The organism is Actinokineospora globicatena, assembly GCF_024171945.1.
Lineage (GTDB): Bacteria > Actinomycetota > Actinomycetes > Mycobacteriales > Pseudonocardiaceae > Actinokineospora > Actinokineospora globicatena.
The window spans coordinates 1,228,195-1,245,083 of record NZ_JAMTCR010000003.1 but is presented as its reverse complement, the minus strand read 5'-3'; the positions used below and the strand labels follow the sequence as shown (position 1 = coordinate 1,245,083).

Sequence of the window (16,889 nt, the reverse complement as noted above, 5' to 3'; positions counted from 1 at the left end):
CCGGTAGGTCAGCTCACGGGAAGTCAAAGAACACCGTCTCCCGTGGGCCCTGGAGCCGGATGTCGAACCGGTACAGCTCCCCGCGTTCCCGTTCCGCCAGGAGCGTGGACAGCCGTTCCTCCGCCAAGGCAGGGAAGTCCGCGCGCACCTGGTCCACCTGGTCCGGCAAGTAGATCCGAGTGTGCAAGTGGTGCAGCAGCCCACGAGCGAACACCGCCACCGCCAAGTACGGCGTAGCGCCCGGTCGATGGGGGCCCGGGGCCACCGTGCGCACCGCCCAGTGGCCGTCAGCGTCGGTGGGGACTCGGCCGAAGCCGGTGAAGCGGATGCCGTCGCGGCCGAGGACTCGGCTGGTCACCTGGTCGTGGCGCAGGGTGCCGGGGGCGCCGACGAGGGAGCCGTCGTGGTCGGCTTGCCAGATCTCGACCAGGGCGTCGGGGACCGGGCTGCCCGCGCCGTCGAGGACCTGGCCGTGCAGGGTGATCTGGTGCGGGTCGCCGTCGGAGGCCATGCAGGCGCCGCCGGGGAAGGGCAGGGCGTAGCCGAAGAACGGGCCGACGGTCTGCGCCGGGGTGGGTGGGAGCCAGGCGGGGGAGCCTGGACTGGTGGTGAGCTCTGGGGTCATCGATCCTCGAACGGCGTCATCGGTCCTCGAACAGGGTGCGGGACGGTCCACCCAAGACGATGTCCCAGCGGTAGCCCAATGTCCACTCGGGCAGCGACAGGTCGTGGTCGTAGCGGGCCACCAGCCGCTCGCGCGCGGACTGGTCGGTGACCGACCGCAGCACCGGGTCGTACGGGAACAGCGGGTCGCCCGGGAAGTACATCTGGGTGACCATGCGCTGGGTGAACGCGGTGCCGAACAACGAGAAGTGGATGTGCGCCGGCCGCCACGCGTTGAGGTGGTTGCGCCACGGGTAGGCGCCGGGCCGGATGGTGGTGAAGTTGAACTCGCCGTCGGCGTCGGTCAGGCAGCGGCCGAAGCCGGTGAAGTTCGGGTCCAGCGGCGCCGGGTGCTGGTCGAGGTCGTGGGCGTAGCGGCCCGCGGCGTTGGCCTGCCAGACCTCCACCAGTTGCCCCGCCAGCGGCCGCCCGGTCCGGTCGAGCACCCGCCCGGTGATGGTGATCCGCTGCCCCGCCGGTTCCCCGGTCTGGCCGAGGGTGAGGTCGTTGTCCAACGTGGACACGTCGGTCACCCCGAACACCGGCCCGGTCAGCTCGACCGCCTCCGGGTCCACCACCGGCAGCGGCGCCTGCTTGGGGTGGCGCAACGCGCTGCTGCGGTAGGGCGGGTAGTCGCGGTTGGGGTGGTGCGGGTCCGGCGGCGGCACCTGGTCGGCCTCGGCCATCGCCGCGTCGATGTCGCGTTGGGTCGGGTCCCCGGTCAGCGGTGTCAGCGGTCGCGTCGACAACGGCGTTGCTCCCCTCAGCACGCGTGCAACTCGGCGTCGGTCTTCGCGGCCACCTCGGCCGCGCTGACCCCCGGCGCCGTCTCGACCAGCACCACCCCGGTGGGGCCGATGTCGAGGACGGCGAGGTCGGTGATCACCCGGTGCACGCAGCGGCGCCCGGTCAGCGGCAGGGTGCACTCGCGCACCAGCTTGGGCGCGCCGTCCTTGGTGGTGTGCGTCATGATCACCACGACCCGGCGGGCGCCGTGCACCAGGTCCATCGCGCCGCCGATGCCGGTGACCAGCTTGCCGGGCACCGCCCAGTTGGCCAGGTCGCCGGTGGCCGAGACCTGCATGGCGCCGAGCACCGCGGTGTCGATGTGGCCGCCGCGGATCATCCCGAACGACAGCGCCGAGTCGAAGTAGGACGCCCCGGGCAGCACCGTCACGGTCTGCTTGCCCGCGTTGATCAGGTCCGGGTCGACCGCGTCCGCGGTGGGGAACGGCCCGGTGCCCAGGATCCCGTTCTCCGACTCCAGGGTGACGCTCACCCCCGGCGGCAGGTGCTCGGGGATCAGCGTGGGCAACCCGATGCCCAGGTTCACGTACTCGCCGTCGCGCAGTTCCGCCGCCGCCCGCGCCGCCATCTGCTCCCTGGTCCAGGCCATCAGTCGGCCCGCCGGGTGGTGCGGAACTCGATCTTCTTGTCCGCCGCCTGCGCCGGGGTCAGCTCGACCACCCGCTGCACGAACACGCCGGGCAGGTGCACGTGGTCCGGGTCGATCTCGCCCGGCTCGACCAGCCGCTCGACCTCCGCGACGGTCACCCGCCCGGCCATCGCGGCCAGCGGGTTGAAGTTGCGCGCGGACTTGGTGAAGACCAGGTTGCCGTGCCGGTCGCCGATCGCGGCCCGCACCAGCGCGAAGTCGGTGGTGATGCCGCGCTCCAGGACGTAGGAGACGCCGTCGAACTCGCGGATCTCCTTGGCCGGGGAGCTGATCGCGACCGAGCCGTCGGGGTGGTAGCGCCACGGCATGCCGCCCTCGGCGACCTGCGTGCCGACCCCGGCCGGGGTGAAGAACGCCGGGATGCCGTGCCCGCCGGAGCGCAGCCGCTCGGCGAGGGTGCCCTGCGGGATCAGCTCGACCTCCAGCTCACCGGCCAGGTACTGGCGGGCGAACTCGGCGTTGGCGCCGATGTAGGACCCGGTGACCCGCGCGATCCGCCCGGCCGCGAGCAGCACCGCCAGCCCGGACTCGAGCGCGCCGCAGTTGTTGGACACCACGTGCAGCCCGCCGACGCCCGCCTCGTGCAGCGCCTCGATCAGGGTGGTGGGCACGCCGCTGAGGCCGAACCCGCCGACCGCGAGCGCGGCGCCGTCGCCGATGTCGGCCACCGCCTCCTTGGCGCTGCCGATGACCTTGTCCATGCGCCCCCACCCGGTCGTGTTCGCCTGGTGAACTTGTCTTCACCGTAGTTCCCGCGCACGAGTGTCGGGCCAGGGTCACGGCCGTGTCAACCGGACCGGAAGTTCGCTACGCCCCGCGTGGGCTGGTCGGGGCAGGGGAGCGGGGCTGTTCAGCGGCCCGCGGCGCGGCAGGTGGACACCGCGGCCGGGTGCGCCGCTCAGACCTTCGGCACGGTCGCGAAGCGCTCGGTGACGTGCAGGTCGGCCTCGATGGCGGTGGCCGCGGCGCGCAGCAGGGGCAGCACCTCGTCCACGCACTCCCGCGGCGTCCGGCGCTCGCTGTGCATCGCCACGTTCACGGCCGCGACCACCGCTCCGGCCCGGTCGCGCACCGGCACCGCGACCGACCGCACGCCGATCTCCAGCTCCTCGTCGACCATCGCGTACCCGTCCGCCCGAACCCGGTCGAGCGCGTCGACCAGGCCCGCGCGGCTGGTGATGGTGTGCGGGGTCAGCGGCCGCTGCTCGGTGCGCTCCAGGCGCCGCCGCAGCTCCGCGGGCGGCAGGCTGGCCAGCAGCACCCGGCCCATCCCGGTCGCGTACGCCGGGAACCGGGTGCCCAGCGTGATGTCGATGTCCATGATCCGCCGGGTCGCCGCCCTGGCCACGTACTGGATGTCGCCGTCGTCCTCGGCGGCCACCGCCAGCGACGACGAGTCCCGCACCTGGACCGCCAGCTCCTCCAGGTGCGGGGTCGCGATCCTGGCCAGGGTCGTCGCCGCCAGCACCGGGAAGCCCAGGCCGAGCACCCGCGGCGTCGGGCGGAACAGGCGGCCGTCGGTGCTGACGTAGCCCAGGTGCACCAGCGTGATCAGCGCCCGCCGCGCGGTCGCCCTGGCCAGGCCGGTGGCGGTGGCGACCGCGCTCAGGCCCAGCTCGGCCCGGCCCGCGTCGAACGCGGTGAGCACCGTCAGCCCCCTGGCCAGCGACTCGATGAACTCCCGGCCCAGCTCCTGCTTCGACGCCCCGGTCCACGCCGCCAGGCCCACGCCGCTCCCGGCCCGGTCGGCGCCGGTGGGCCCCTCGGCGCGCAGGTCGTGCTCCATGGCGGCGATGGCGTCGCGCAGGCACGGCAGCAGTTGCTCGCGCAGCGACTCGGCGGTGTGGCGGCTGGTGTGGCTCGACACGCTCGCCACGCACGCCACCCGCCCGTCCGGCGACCGCACCGGTACGGCCAACGCCACCAGCCCGCGCTCGACCAGTTGGTCGTCGACCGCCCACCCCCGCTCCGCCGCCAACGCCACCAGGGCGGGGAAGTCGGGGGCGGGTCCCTGCCGGGGGCCGACGGCGGGGAAGCCGTTGTCGTCGGGGTCGGCCGCGCGCCGCTCCCGCCAGCGCGCCCAGTCCGCCTCGGTCCAGCCGGTGGCCACCAGCTGCCCGGCGGCGGTCCGCTCGGCGGGCAGCAGGTCGCCGATGCCGAAGGTCAGCGACACGGCCCGGCGGCGGGTGGCGTGCTGGACGAACCGGACCCCGTCGCCGTCGCCGACCGCCAGCGACACCGACTCGTCGAGCTCCAGGGCCAGCCGCCGGGCCCGGGGGCCGAGCCGGTCCGGGACGCCCAGCGCGGCCAGGTAGGCGTTGCCCAGCTCGAGCAGCCGGGGCGCCAGGGTGACCTCGCGCCGATCGACCCGCAGGTAGCCCATCCGCTCCAGCGTCGCCACGACCCGGTCCACCGTCGAGCGCGCCAGGCCGCTGGCCCGCTGCAGCTCGCTGGGGCTGAGGGTGCCGCCCGCGTCGGTGAGCAGCCGGGTCAGCAGCAGGCCCCTGGCCAGCGGCGCGACGGCGTCGACCGGGGCGTCGGCTGGGGCGGGGTCCTCGGGCGTCGGTGGCATCGGCTCTCCGTACGTGGTCGGCGCTAGACCCTAGACGACCACAAGCGACGCTGGATGACCCCCGTCACGCCGGTGGCGGGCTCGTTCCCGCTAGTTGCCCGCAGTGGGCTGGGCCGGTGGCTGGTCGCCTCCGGTGCCCTGCTCCCGGATGGACGTCGCGGTGGCGGTGTCGCCGGCGACGGTCGCCACGACGGTGACCGTGTCACCGGTGGCGATGTCACCCGCCGCGCTGTCGCTGGTGGCGCTGTCGCTGGTGGCTGTGCCGTTCGTTGTGCTGCCGCTGGTGGTGGTCGCACCGAGGACGGTGTCGGCGTCGATCGTGTAGGTCTTCGTGTACCCGTCCTCGCTCACCGCCGTCAGCTCGGTGGCGCTGATGGCGGTGACCTCACCAGTCTGCAACACCTGGGTCGTCGTGCCACTAGAGCCGTCGGACACCTGGAACTCGCCGTGCAGCGCGTCGGTCAGGCCGCCCATGCCGCCTCCGCCGGGGCCCGTGCCGCCCGGACCCTGGTCCGTGGTCTGGCTGGTATCGCTGCCGGTGGCGGCGTAGGCCGCGTACCCGCCCGCGCCGGCGATCCCGACCGCGACGACCATCGCCAGCGCGGCCTTCTTCGGCGACCAGCGGCGGGTGCCCGTCGGGTCGGTGTCGGTGCTGGCCGGAGCGCCCCAGGTGGACTGGTCGGGGGTGGGGGACTCGGTGTTCATGCGGTGCTCCTCTGCTCGGTCGGTACCCGGCAAGGTTCGCGACCGCCGCTATGCCTGACCTGTGTGGTCCGCCAGAGGAGGCTGTGCGCCCGCCGCGTCCACAGTGGAGGTCGCTCGGCGGTCGATTAGCAAGATCATCTAATGGTCGCCCGGCCCTCCCGGCGGCCCTAGGGTTCGGTCCCTGGAAGGGAGTTCCATGCTGAAGCGACTCGCTCTCGTCACCCTCGCCCTGCTCGCCGCCACCACTGCCACCGCCGTCCCGGCGTCCGCGGCGCCGACCGGGGAGGTCGTCTACACCACTAGGGGTACGGGGAAGGTCCTCGCCCTCACCTTCGACGACGGTCCTACCGCGGCGGTGACCCCCGGACTGCTGGACCTGTTGCGGGAGCACCGGATCCGCGCGGTGTTCTGCCTGACCGGCACCACCGCGACCGCCGCCCCCGCCCTGGTCAAGCGGATCGTCGCCGACGGCCACCCGCTGTGCAACCACTCGTACGCCCACGAGGACCTCTCGGTGCTGTCCCCCGCGGACATCCGGGCCAACCTGACCGCGACCGACGCGGCCATCCGCCAGGCGGCGGGCGACCCCGCGCTGCCGATCCCGTACTTCCGCGCCCCGTTCGGCAGCTGGGGCGGCGGCTTGCCCGACATCGCCGCCTCCCTGGGGCACTCCAACCTCGGCTGGTCCGTCGACCCCCGCGACTGGGACGGCTCCCCGGCCCCGGTCCTCGTCGACCGCCTCACCGCCGACGCCTTCCCCCGCGCCGTGATCCTCTCCCACGACGGCGGCGGCGACCGCACCCCGACCCTCGCCGCGTACCGGGAACTCGTCCCCCGCTGGAAGTCCGAGGGCTACACCTTCGACCTCCCAGCCCTCACCGGCGGCCCGTACCCGCCCGCCTGCACCGCCCCCACCTGGCAGCGCAACGGCACCTACGTCGGCGGCACCCGCGTCTCCCAGGACGGCAAGCTCTACCAGGCCAACTGGTGGACCCGCTCCGAACGCCCCGCAACCTCCCCCTGGACCTGGACCAACCTCGGCGCCTGCTGATCACTTCCGGGAGCCCGGTCACCACGACCGGGCTCCCTTCTTTCAGTGGTCACTATCCATGTCTTCCTGGCCGCTATGTATTATCTAGATAATGGGCTTTGGGTGGCAGGGTTGGGGCTAGCCGGTACGAGGGCTAGGCCGGCTTACGGCACAACGCTGATGAGGACCGGGGCTGTGAAGGGGAAGTTGGCCGCCGGTCAGGCCAAAGGTCCATTGTGGATGGCGTTATCCCTGGACTGTGGCGGGGGTCGGGGTGTACGGGGCGTCCGGTAGGGGGCGGGCCAGGGCTTGCTGGAGGGCGGCTCGCAGGACGGGTCCAGGCTCCAGCCCGAGGTGGTCCACCAGCCGTCCCCGGATGGTGTTGAGGACTGCAACGGCCTCGGCCTGTCGTCCGCACGTGGTCAGCAACTGTGCCCAGCTCGCGTAGATCGCCTCGTCCGTCGGTCGTTCGATGGCCAGTGCGGCAAGGGCGGGTACGGCCACGAGGTGGCTGCCGGAGCTGATGGCCGCGTCGGCCAAGGCGCAGGCTGCGGCTGTTCGGGTGAGTTCCCATCCCGCTGTGGTGGGGAAATCGGCGGCGACCGGGTGGGCGTCGAGGACTGGGCCGCGCCAGAGGGCGAGGGCGGTGGCGAGGTGGCGGACCCGGACGACGGCGGTCGCCGTGCGGTCCATCCCGCGGGCGGCCAGGGCGTCGAAGCGGTCCGCGTCGAGGGTCCACGGGCCGAGGTCGAGCCGGTAGCTGTCGTGGTCGCGGGTGATGTGGGTGCCGGGGAACGCCGAGCGGAGCCAGCCGCGCAGCCGGGAGATGGCCACGTGCACCGCCTTCATGCCCGAGGGCGGGACCGAGTCCGGCCAGGCGAGGTCGAGCAGGTGCCGCCCGGTGACCGCGCGGCGGGCGACCAGCAGCGCCATCAGCACGACCCGCTGGACACCGACCGGGACGGGGGTGGCGACGCCGAGGCGGTGCGCGCGCAGCGGGCCGAGCACGTCGAACCCGCCTGTCTGGTCGGGCACCTGACGACCTCCCGATGTCGGCGACAACCGAGCCACCACCGAGTCTGCCACTGTCCACAGCCACCGTGGGGTGAGTCCCCGCCACGGGGTCCAAGGGACGCCGGTCGGCTGACCGCCCCGGATGGAGCAGGCGGTCAGCCGACTGAGCAGGGGGTCAGTCCGTGATGGTGAACCCTGCGTACGCGCCGTCCGGGTCGAGCTGGGCGGCCGACCACACCTGGCGGTCGACGCCGGTGCCGAACACCTGCAGCCGACCGTCGACGTTCACCCCGACCGCGGCGCCGCTGGTGAACCGGCCGCCGAGGCTGCTGGGTGCCCCGAACCGGCCGGAGCCCGCCTCGGTCTCCACGACGGTCCAGAACGCGTTGTCCGAGCCGCGGCCGAAGGCGCTGATCCGGCCGTCGGCCTGCCTGCTGGTGGCGAACTGGTCCGCGGTCCACGACCCGCCGATCCGGGTGTAGGTGCCGAACGCGCCGCTCGGTTCGTTCTGCGGCAGCTCGTAGAGCGCGTTGTCCAGACCTCGGACGAACAGGTGCAGCAGCCCGTCCACGCCGCGCTGGACGGTGGGCGGGGTGTTGATGGCTCCACCGAGGTAGACGTAATCGGGTTCCCACGCACCGGACGCCACGGCCTGCGTCTTGACGTAGACCGCGTCACTGCCGCCGCGCACGACCGCGACGAGCCTGCCGTCGGACTGGGCGGCCACGGCGGGGGAGCCGATGATGCCGCCGCCCAGGTTGGTCCACGCGCCGGTGGTGGTGTCCGGGCCGTCCTGCTTCCACACCCACAGCTCCCCGGCGGTGCCGCGCACCAGGGCCGAGAGCGACCCGTCGGCGTTGCGGCCGACGGCGGGGTCGTCGGTGATGCCGCCGCCGATGCGGACCCACGGGGCGAACGTCCCGGCGTCGGTCTGGGTGCGCCACCACAGGGCGTCGTCGGTGCCCCTGGCGAACACCACGAGGTGGCCGCTGGTGTCGCGGTCGACGACCGGTTTGCCCGCCAGCTGCCGGGTTCCGATGTTGCGCCACCCGTTCCAGCCGACGCCCGCGACGGCCTGGGTGTTGTACCACAGGGATCGGTCGGAGCCTCTGGTCAGGGCGACGAGCCTGCCGTCGACGTCGCGGCCGACGGCTGGGGTGAGGGTGGCGACGGGTCCGTAGTCGGCGGTGAGCGGTTTGTTCTGGCCCGCCTCGGCGGTCCCGGCCAGCCCCACGGCGACCGTGGCGGTGGTGACCGCGGCGATCAGCGCCCGACGCAGCAACGCGCGCATCTCGTTCCTCCTGCCCGTTCCCCGAGGGGGCATGACCTGCCCGTCGACTCCCGGGGAGCGTTCGCCACCCGATGCTGGTGAGCGGTGTTTGCCCGGTGGTTGCGGCGGGCTTGCGCGACGCTGATGCCGTTGCGGGACAACCTGTTCGGGGGGCGCGCGGTGACCGGGTGTGCGTGGTGGTCGGCCTTTCGGGTGCGGGCGCACACAACCGTGGTCGGGGGTGGTGGCGCGCACTCGACGCGCTGGCCCCGCTGAGTACGGTTACCCAGGACACTCCGCGCGACCGCGCGGGTGCCTGCGCACGAGGGACGGGCGATGAGCGACACGCGAGTGGACGGCGCCCACGCCGGAGCGGCCGGGGGCAGACCGGGCGGGGCGGGCCACGACCAGGGGTCCGGCCACGACGTCGGTGAGCTGGAGCTGCGCGGGTTGCTGGCGGGGTTGACGGCGGTGCGCGACGGTGACTTCGGGACCCGGTTGCCCGACGGTGCCGACGGGTTGCTCGGTGAGATCGCCACGGTGTTCAACGGCATGGTCGACCAGTTGTCGCTGTTCACCTCCGAGGTGACCCGGGTGGCCCGCGAGGTGGGCACGGAGGGTCGTCTTGGTGGTCAGGCGGACGTCAAGGGTGTGTCGGGGACGTGGCGGGACCTGACGGACTCGGTGAACGCGATGGCGGGCAACCTGACGACCCAGGTGCGCGACATCGCGCAGGTGGCGACGGCGGTGGCGAAGGGCGACCTGTCGCAGAAGATCGACGTCGACGCGCGCGGTGAGATCTTGGAGTTGAAGGAGACCGTCAACACGATGGTCGACCAGCTCTCCGCGTTCGCCGACGAAGTGACCCGTGTCGCCCGTGAGGTGGGCAGTGAGGGCCGTCTCGGCGGCCAGGCGCAGGTGCCCGGTGTCGGTGGGACCTGGCGGGACCTGACCGACTCCGTGAACTTCATGGCGGGCAACCTGACCAACCAGGTCCGCAACATCGCGCAGGTGACCACGGCGGTGGCCAAGGGCGACCTGTCGCAGAAGATCACCGTTGACGCGCGTGGCGAGATCCTCGCGTTGAAGAACACCATCAACACGATGGTCGACCAGCTTTCCGCGTTCGCCGACGAGGTCACGCGGGTCGCCCGGGAGGTCGGTACTGAGGGGATCCTGGGCGGGCAGGCCGATGTGAAGGGCGTGTCCGGGACGTGGCGCGACCTGACCGACTCGGTGAACTTCATGGCGGGCAACCTGACCGCGCAGGTGCGGTCGATCGCCCAGGTCGCCACCGCGGTCGCGCGCGGTGACCTGTCGCAGAACATCACCGTCGACGCGCGTGGCGAGATCCTGGAGCTGAAGAACACCATCAACACGATGGTCGACCAGCTTTCCGCGTTCGCCGACGAGGTCACCCGAGTCGCCCGCGAGGTGGGTACCGAGGGACGGCTGGGCGGTCAGGCGGACGTGAAGGGTGTGTCCGGGACGTGGAAGGCGCTCACCGAGTCGGTGAACGTCATGGCGGACAACCTGACCGCGCAGGTGCGGTCCATCGCGCAGGTGACCACGGCGGTGGCGAAGGGCGATCTGTCGCAGAAGATCCGGGTCGACGCGCGGGGCGAGATCCTGGAGCTCAAGGACACCATCAACACGATGGTCGACCAGCTTTCCGCGTTCGCCGACGAGGTGACCCGTGTCGCCCGTGAGGTCGGCACCGAGGGCAACTTGGGTGGGCAGGCGACGGTGCGGGGTGTGTCGGGCACCTGGAAGGGCCTGACCGACAACGTCAACGTCATGGCGTCGAACCTGACCGGCCAGGTGCGGTCCATCGCGCAGGTGGCGACGGCGGTGGCGAGGGGTGACCTGTCGCAGAAGATCACCGTGGAGGCCAAGGGTGAGGTGGCCGCGCTCGCCGGGGTCATCAACGTCATGGTCGACACGCTGTCCGCGTTCGCCGACGAGGTGACCCGGGTGGCGCGCGAGGTGGGCACCGACGGCAGGCTCGGTGGGCAGGCGCGGGTGCCGAACGTGGCGGGCACCTGGAAGGACCTGACCGACAACGTCAACTCGATGGCCAACAACCTGACCAGCCAGGTCCGCAACATCGCCCAGGTGACGACCGCGGTGGCCCAGGGCGACCTGACCCGCAAGATCGACGTGGACGCGGCGGGCGAGATCCTGGAGCTCAAGACCACGATCAACACCATGGTGGACCGGCTCTCGTCGTTCGCCTCGGAGGTCACCCGGGTGGCCCGCGAGGTGGGCACCGAGGGCAGGCTGGGTGGTCAGGCCGAGGTGGAGGGTGTCTCCGGGACCTGGAAGCGGTTGACCGAGAACGTCAACGAGCTGGCCGGGAACCTCACCAGGCAGGTCCGCGCGATCGCCGAGGTGACCAGCGCGGTCGCCGAGGGCGACCTGACCCGCTCGATCAGCGTCGACGCCTCCGGTGAGGTCTCGGAGCTCAAGGACAACATCAACTCCATGGTGGAGTCGCTGCGCCAGTCGACGCAGGCCAACCAGGAGCAGGACTGGCTCAAGTCGAACCTGGCCCGCATCTCGGGGTTGATGCAGGGCCACCGGGACCTGACCGTGGTCGCCGCGCTGGTGATGGACGAGCTGGTGCCGCTGGTCGGTGCCCAGTTCGGCGGGTTCTACCTGGCCGAGGAGCTGGCCGAGGAGGCCAGCGGCGCGGGCCTGCGGCTGATCGGGTCCTACGGGCACCCGGACGCGCCGGGTGAGCACCGCTTCGCGCAGGGCCAGTCGCTGGTCGGGCAGGCCGCGCGCAGCAGGCGGACCATCGCCGTCGACGACCTGCCGCCGGGGTACGTGCGGATCACCTCCGGTCTCGGGCAGACCGACCCGACCTCGGTGCTGGTGCTGCCGATCATGGTGGAGGACCAGGTGCTCGGCGTGATCGAGCTGGCCTCGGTGCACCGGTTCACCCCGGTGCACGTGGCGTTCCTCGAGCCGCTCATGGAGACCATCGGCGTCAACGTCAACACCATCGTCGCCAACGCCCGCACCGACGCGTTGCTGCAGCAGTCGCAGCGGCTCACCGAGGAGCTGCGGGCCCGTTCGCAGGAGCTGCAGGTCCGCCAGGACGAGTTGCAGTCGTCCAACGCGGAGCTGGAGGAGAAGGCGGTGCTGCTCGCGGTGCGCAACCGCGACATCGAGACCAAGAACCTGGAGATCGAGCAGGCCCGCCAGGAGCTGGAGGCGCGCGCCCAGCAGTTGGCGCTGGCGTCGAAGTACAAGTCGGAGTTCCTGGCGAACATGAGCCACGAGCTGCGCACGCCGCTCAACAGCCTGCTGATCCTGGCCCAGTTGCTGGCGCAGAACCCGACCCGCAACCTCTCCGCCAAGCAGGTGGAGTACGCCGGGATCATCCACTCGGCCGGGTCGGACCTGCTGCAGCTGATCAACGACATCCTCGACCTGTCGAAGGTCGAGGCGGGCAAGATGGACGTCTCGCCGGAGCGGGTCGCGCTGCGGCAGCTGCTCGACTACACCGAGGCGACGTTCCGGCCGCTGACCACCCAGCGCGACCTGGGGTTCCGGGTGGCGACCGCGCCCGAGGTGCCCTCGCACGTGTTCACCGACGACTCGCGGTTGCGGCAGGTGCTGGGCAACCTGCTGTCCAACGCGGTGAAGTTCACCGAGACCGGCGAGGTGGAGCTGGTCATCGAGCTGGCCGACCCGGCCGAGCTGCCCCCGGCGGCCGCGCAGCCGGGTCCGGTGGTGGCGTTCCGGGTGCGCGACACCGGTATCGGCATCGCCGAGGACCAGCTGGAGTCGATCTTCGGCGCGTTCCAGCAGGCCGACGGCACCACCAGCCGCAAGTACGGCGGCACCGGGCTGGGCCTGTCGATCAGCCGGGAGATCGCGCACCTGCTCGGTGGCGCGGTCACCGCGCACAGCGTGCCGGGGCGCGGGTCCACCTTCACCCTGTTCCTGCCGGTGAGCAGGCCGGACTACGAGGCGGCCCGGCCCGCGGAGATCGGTCCGGCCGAGCCGACCGATGTGGCGCCGCGCCGGTTGCTGGTGGTGGAGCAGCGGGCGCGCGGGTTGCTGTCGCTGGTGGCCGAGAGCGCGGTGATCGATGTGACCGGGGAGCTCAGCGAGCACCGGCCGATCGAGCTGGTGACCGCGGTGGGCGTGCAGGAGGCCGCGGCCGCGTTGGCCGGTGGGTCGTTCCACTGCCTGGCGCTGGAGCTGGACATGCCCGACGACGCGGCGGCCCGGTTGCTGCGCGACATGAACGCGGACTCGGCGTCGCGGTCGGTGCCGGTGCTGGCCTACAACAACCGGCGGTTGGCGCCGGAGCAGGAGGCGGTGCTGCGCGAGCGGGGCGGCACGCGGCGGCTGGAGTTGCTGTCCAGTTTGGACGAGCTGCGGGAGCGGATCGCGTTGCACCTGAGCGCGGCGGACCCGGGCGGGGTGTTGCCGCTGGTGCGCCAGGACGAGCGGGCCGACGAGGCGCCGGACGTGGACGGCAGGCTCGCGGGCCGCAAGGTGCTGGTGGTCGACGACGACGCGCGCAACGTGTTCGCGTTGACCAGCATCCTGGAGCTGCACGGGATGCGGGTGCTGCAGGCCGAGAACGGCCGCCGGGGCATCGAGGTGCTCGGTGAGCACCCGGACGTCGACCTGATCCTGATGGACGTGATGATGCCCGAGCTCGACGGGTACGCGGCCACCGCGTCGATCCGGGCGATGACCGAGCACGCGGACCTGCCGATCATCGCCGTGACCGCGAAGGCCATGCCGGGTGACCGGGAGAAGAGCCTGGCCTCGGGCGCCAACGACTACGTCACCAAGCCGCTCGACGCCGACGAGTTGATGGCCCGCGTGCACCGGTGGTTGGGCCGCTGAGCATGTCCCAGGACACCACCCGCGAGATCCCGCTGCCGGAGAGCCGACGCGCGGACGTCGTCGGGCGGTTGGCGGCGACGGTGGACCGGCTGCGCGCCCAGGTGCGGCACGGGCACGACGCCACGGCCGCGCGGGGGTTGGTCGAGCTGGCCACGGGGGTGCTGGTGGAGCGGCTGCGGTGCGGGCCGTCGGCGGCGGCCGCGCAGCTGGCGGAGTTGGCCGAGCAGGCGGGTCGGACGCGGGTGGAGTTGGCGGCGGAGATCGTCGACGAGGCGGCGCGCGACGAGTTGGCGGAGGCCGCGCGGTGGAGCGCGACCGTCGATGACGGTGTCTCGCTTCGGCTCCGCACGGCGGAGAGTGGCGCGCTGGCGGCGCATGACGTGCAGGCGGTGGCGGAGTCGTTGCTGCGGCACGCGCTCGCGCCGTTGGGCGCTGTCGGGGTGGCGGTGTGGTCGGCCGGGGGTGACTCGTCGCTGACGTTGGCCGGGTGCGCGGGTTTCGCGGCTGACGAGGGTGGCCGGTGGCGGTATGTGCCGCCTGGGGTGGCTGTTCCGGCGCGGGCGGCGTTGGTGAAGCGGGACGTGGAGTGGGTGTCGTCGTTGGCGGCGGCGGGGGTGCCGTCGATCGGTGAGCGCGACGTGCCGACCGGGGCGAGAGCGGCGCTTCCGGCGAGCACGGGTGGCCGGGTCCTCGGCGTGCTTGAGGTGTGCTGGCCGCACCCGGTGGCGGAGCTGGCCCCGCGGGCGTGGCGGCAGTTGGCGGCGTTGGCCCAGTTGTGCGCGCACAGCCTGGATTACCCGGTCGCGGAGCTAGCGCCGGGGGAGGACGTGCAGCTGTGCGATCTCGCGGACAGCCTGCGGGATCCGGCGTTGGTGTTGCGGCCGCACCACGACGGCGCGGGCCGGGTGGTCGACTTCCGGATCGCGCACGTGAACCCCCGCTACAGCGACCTCGGTGGCCGACCGCGGGGCGAGGTCGTGGGTGCCCTGTTGTTGGAGGCGTACCCGTTGGCGGCGGTCGACGGTGGGTTGTTCGAGCGGGTGGAGCACGTTTTCGCCACGGGGGAGGCGTTCCGGGCCGACCGGGTCGACCTGACCGCGCTGGTGGGCCAGGTGCCGCTGACGGCCGCGCTCGGTGTCGGGATCAGCCGGGTCGGCGCCGCGGTGTTGTTGGTGTGGCACACCGAGGACGAGGCGACGCGGCTGGCGAACCTGTTGCAGCACGCCCAACGGCTCGGTCGCATCGGCGGGTTCGAGGAGAACCTGGCGACCGGGGAGATCGCGTGGAACAACGAGCTGTTCGCGCTCTACGGGCTACCGGCGTCGGCGAAACCGGTGCCGGTCGAGCAGTTGGCCCGGCACGCGCACCCCGATGACGCGGTGCTGATCGGCCGGTTCCTGCGCACCCTGTTGCACCACAACCGGCCCGCGTCGACGGCGTTCCGGCTGCGCAGGTCCGACGGGGTGGCCAGGCACATCCGGGTCATCGCCGAACCGGTGCCCGGCCCGTCCCCGGCGGTGCGCGGGGCGTACCAGGACATCTCGGCGCAGCACTGGACCGAGGTCGCGCTGGCGGCGACCCGGGAGCAGTTGGCGCACAGCGAGCAGCAGGCGGTGGAGAGCACCAAGCTGACCCTGCAGCTGCAGCACGCGATCATGCCGCCCGCGCAGAACACGTTGAGCACCCCGAGCCTCGACGTCGCCGTCCGCTACCGCCCCGCCGAGAAGGACCACCTCATCGGCGGCGACTGGTACGACGCGGTCGTCCTGCCCTCGTCCCAGATCCTGCTGTGCGTGGGCGACATCGCGGGCCACGGCATCGAGGCGGCGACGAGCATGGTGGTCCTGCGCAACGCCCTGCGCGGCCTCGCGGCGACCGGCGCCGGTCCGTCGCAGCTGCTGACCTGGCTGAACCTGGTCACCCGCCACCTCACCGACCACGTCACCGCCACTGCTGTGTGCGCGCTGTTCGACCCGTCCGACAACACCCTGCGGTGGGCCCGCGCGGGTCACCTGCCCCCGGTCCTGGTCCAGGGCAGCACCGCCACCTCGCTGCCCCTCATCACCGGCCCCCTGCTCGGCGGCCTCGCCAACCCCACCTACGACGAGGCCCACCTCCACCTCACCCCCACCGACACCCTCCTCCTCTACACCGACGGCCTCATCGAACGCAAAGACCGCACCGTCGAGGAATCCCTCGCCCGCCTCCTCACCACCGCCGCCCGCACCACGTCCACACTGGACCAACGCCTCGACCGCCTCCTCACCCACAGCAACTCCGACACCGACGACGACACCTGCATCATCGGCGTCCAACTCCGCGCACCGTGACCCGACCCGCCGCGACCTCGATCCGCTGCCGATTGGCCACCCAATGTAGCCAGCATCTGTCACGGTGAGTGGTCAATCGTCGGGAAAATCGAGCTGGTATCACTCCGCTGGGTGGCCTAGTTTGGTAAGGCAACCCTTAGTGGAATGGTGGGCTATGACGGCGGTGGACGAGGGGTTCGCGGCTCGGCTGCGGGCGGGTACGCGGGACGAGCACGAGCGGGCCGAGCGGTCGGTGTTCGTCGAGGCGTTGTTGGGCGGTGGGTTGGCCCGCGAGGCGTACGCCGGGTTGTTGGCGCAGAGCTACCTCTTCTACGACGTGCTGGAGAAGGCGGGCGAGGCGTGGCGCGGTGACCCGGTGATCGGGGACTTCGTCATCGACGGCCTGCTGCGCCGCGACGTGCTGGCCCAGGACCTGGACTTCCTCGCTGGCCCCCGGTGGCGCGACGCGTTACAGCCGCTGCCCGCCACCCAGTCCTATGTGGACCGTCTCAACGAGGTCGGGTTCACCGAGCGCGGTGCCTTCGTCGCGCACCACTACACCCGCTACCTCGGCGACCTCTCCGGCGGTCAGGTCATCCGCCGTCGCATGCAGGAGATCTACGGGCTGACCGACGACGGCGTGCGGTTCTACGTCTTCGACCAGGTCGCCAAGCCCAAGCCGTTCCGCGACCACTACCGGGCGCTGCTCGACGGCGCGCCGTGGCGCGAGGGTGAGCGCGAGTCGCTGGTGGACGAGGCCAACGTCGCGTTCCGGCTCAACCGGGCCGTTTTCGACGACCTCGCCACCGAGTACTGCTAGCAAACACCGTGTACTGCTAGCAAACCCCGTAGTGCCAAGCAAGTCCGCTGCCGGGCGGAGCAACCCGTCGGCCCTGGTGATAACCGTTGCGCGACAAGGGGTTCCGCGTAGGAACCCCTTGTCGGCGTGCCTTGAAGACCACTGTGGACAGTGTGTCGGCCGTCGCTCTTGTCAC

Annotated in this window: 12 protein-coding genes; 4 read left to right on the top strand and 8 right to left on the bottom strand. The window is 72.1% G+C overall.

Translation table 11 applies throughout. From position 1 onward, the window contains the following. Nucleotides 1-13: 13 nt before the first annotated feature. The 6 genes from pcaG to LV79_RS18805 all read right to left on the bottom strand — a co-directional run bounded on the left by pcaG (nt 14) and on the right by LV79_RS18805 (nt 5,396). Complete coding sequence (gene pcaG / locus LV79_RS18835) at nt 14-625, bottom strand: protocatechuate 3,4-dioxygenase subunit alpha (protein WP_253838481.1); 612 nt, start codon at nt 623-625, stop codon at nt 14-16. A 16-nt stretch (nt 626-641) separates the two neighbouring features. Then, a complete protein-coding gene (gene pcaH, locus LV79_RS18830) occupies nt 642-1,349 on the bottom strand; it encodes a protocatechuate 3,4-dioxygenase subunit beta (RefSeq protein WP_253838575.1) in 708 nt (235 codons plus the stop codon). A 77-nt stretch (nt 1,350-1,426) separates the two neighbouring features. Further along, nucleotides 1,427-2,059, bottom strand: coding sequence for a CoA transferase subunit B (locus tag LV79_RS18825; RefSeq protein ID WP_253838479.1), 633 nt, complete (start codon nt 2,057-2,059; stop codon nt 1,427-1,429). Beyond that, a complete protein-coding gene (locus LV79_RS18820; RefSeq protein ID WP_253838477.1) occupies nt 2,059-2,820 on the bottom strand; it encodes a CoA transferase subunit A in 762 nt (253 codons plus the stop codon). The genes LV79_RS18825 and LV79_RS18820 overlap by 1 nt, the downstream gene beginning before the upstream one ends. Nucleotides 2,821-3,017: 197 nt before the next feature. Then, nucleotides 3,018-4,691: an IclR family transcriptional regulator domain-containing protein gene (locus tag LV79_RS34570; protein ID WP_308208945.1), complete on the bottom strand. Its 1,674-nt coding sequence runs from the start codon at nt 4,689-4,691 to the stop codon at nt 3,018-3,020. A gap of 90 nt (nt 4,692-4,781) precedes the next feature. Next, entirely contained in the window at nt 4,782-5,396 is a 615-nt protein-coding gene (locus LV79_RS18805) for a hypothetical protein (RefSeq protein WP_253838476.1), read from the bottom strand. A gap of 196 nt (nt 5,397-5,592) precedes the next feature. Here LV79_RS18805 and LV79_RS18800 point away from each other — a divergent pair, with 196 nt between their 5' ends. Beyond that, nucleotides 5,593-6,447, top strand: coding sequence for a polysaccharide deacetylase family protein (locus LV79_RS18800; RefSeq protein ID WP_253838475.1), 855 nt, complete (start codon nt 5,593-5,595; stop codon nt 6,445-6,447). A 225-nt stretch (nt 6,448-6,672) separates the two neighbouring features. Here LV79_RS18800 and LV79_RS18795 read toward each other — a convergent pair whose 3' ends face one another. Beyond that, nucleotides 6,673-7,461 (bottom strand): AfsR/SARP family transcriptional regulator, encoded by a 789-nt coding sequence (locus LV79_RS18795; RefSeq protein ID WP_253838473.1) that lies wholly within the window; start codon nt 7,459-7,461, stop codon nt 6,673-6,675. Between the two features lie 154 nt (nt 7,462-7,615). Further along, nucleotides 7,616-8,731, bottom strand: a complete 1,116-nt coding sequence (locus LV79_RS18790) for a PLL family lectin (protein ID WP_253838470.1) — start codon at nt 8,729-8,731, stop codon at nt 7,616-7,618. Between the two features lie 315 nt (nt 8,732-9,046). On the opposite strand from LV79_RS18790, the gene LV79_RS18785 reads away from it, so the two are divergent. From LV79_RS18785 to LV79_RS18775, 3 genes are all read left to right on the top strand, one after another. After that, entirely contained in the window at nt 9,047-13,585 is a 4,539-nt protein-coding gene (locus LV79_RS18785; protein ID WP_253838468.1) for a HAMP domain-containing hybrid sensor histidine kinase/response regulator, read from the top strand. 2 nt (nt 13,586-13,587) lie between these two features. Continuing rightward, nucleotides 13,588-15,915, top strand: a complete 2,328-nt coding sequence (locus tag LV79_RS18780) for a GAF domain-containing SpoIIE family protein phosphatase (RefSeq protein WP_253838466.1) — start codon at nt 13,588-13,590, stop codon at nt 15,913-15,915. 154 nt (nt 15,916-16,069) lie between these two features. Continuing rightward, on the top strand, nt 16,070-16,714 hold the full coding sequence (locus tag LV79_RS18775) for a biliverdin-producing heme oxygenase (RefSeq protein ID WP_253838464.1): 645 nt from the start codon (nt 16,070-16,072) through the stop codon (nt 16,712-16,714). The last annotated feature ends 175 nt before the right edge of the window (nt 16,715-16,889 follow it).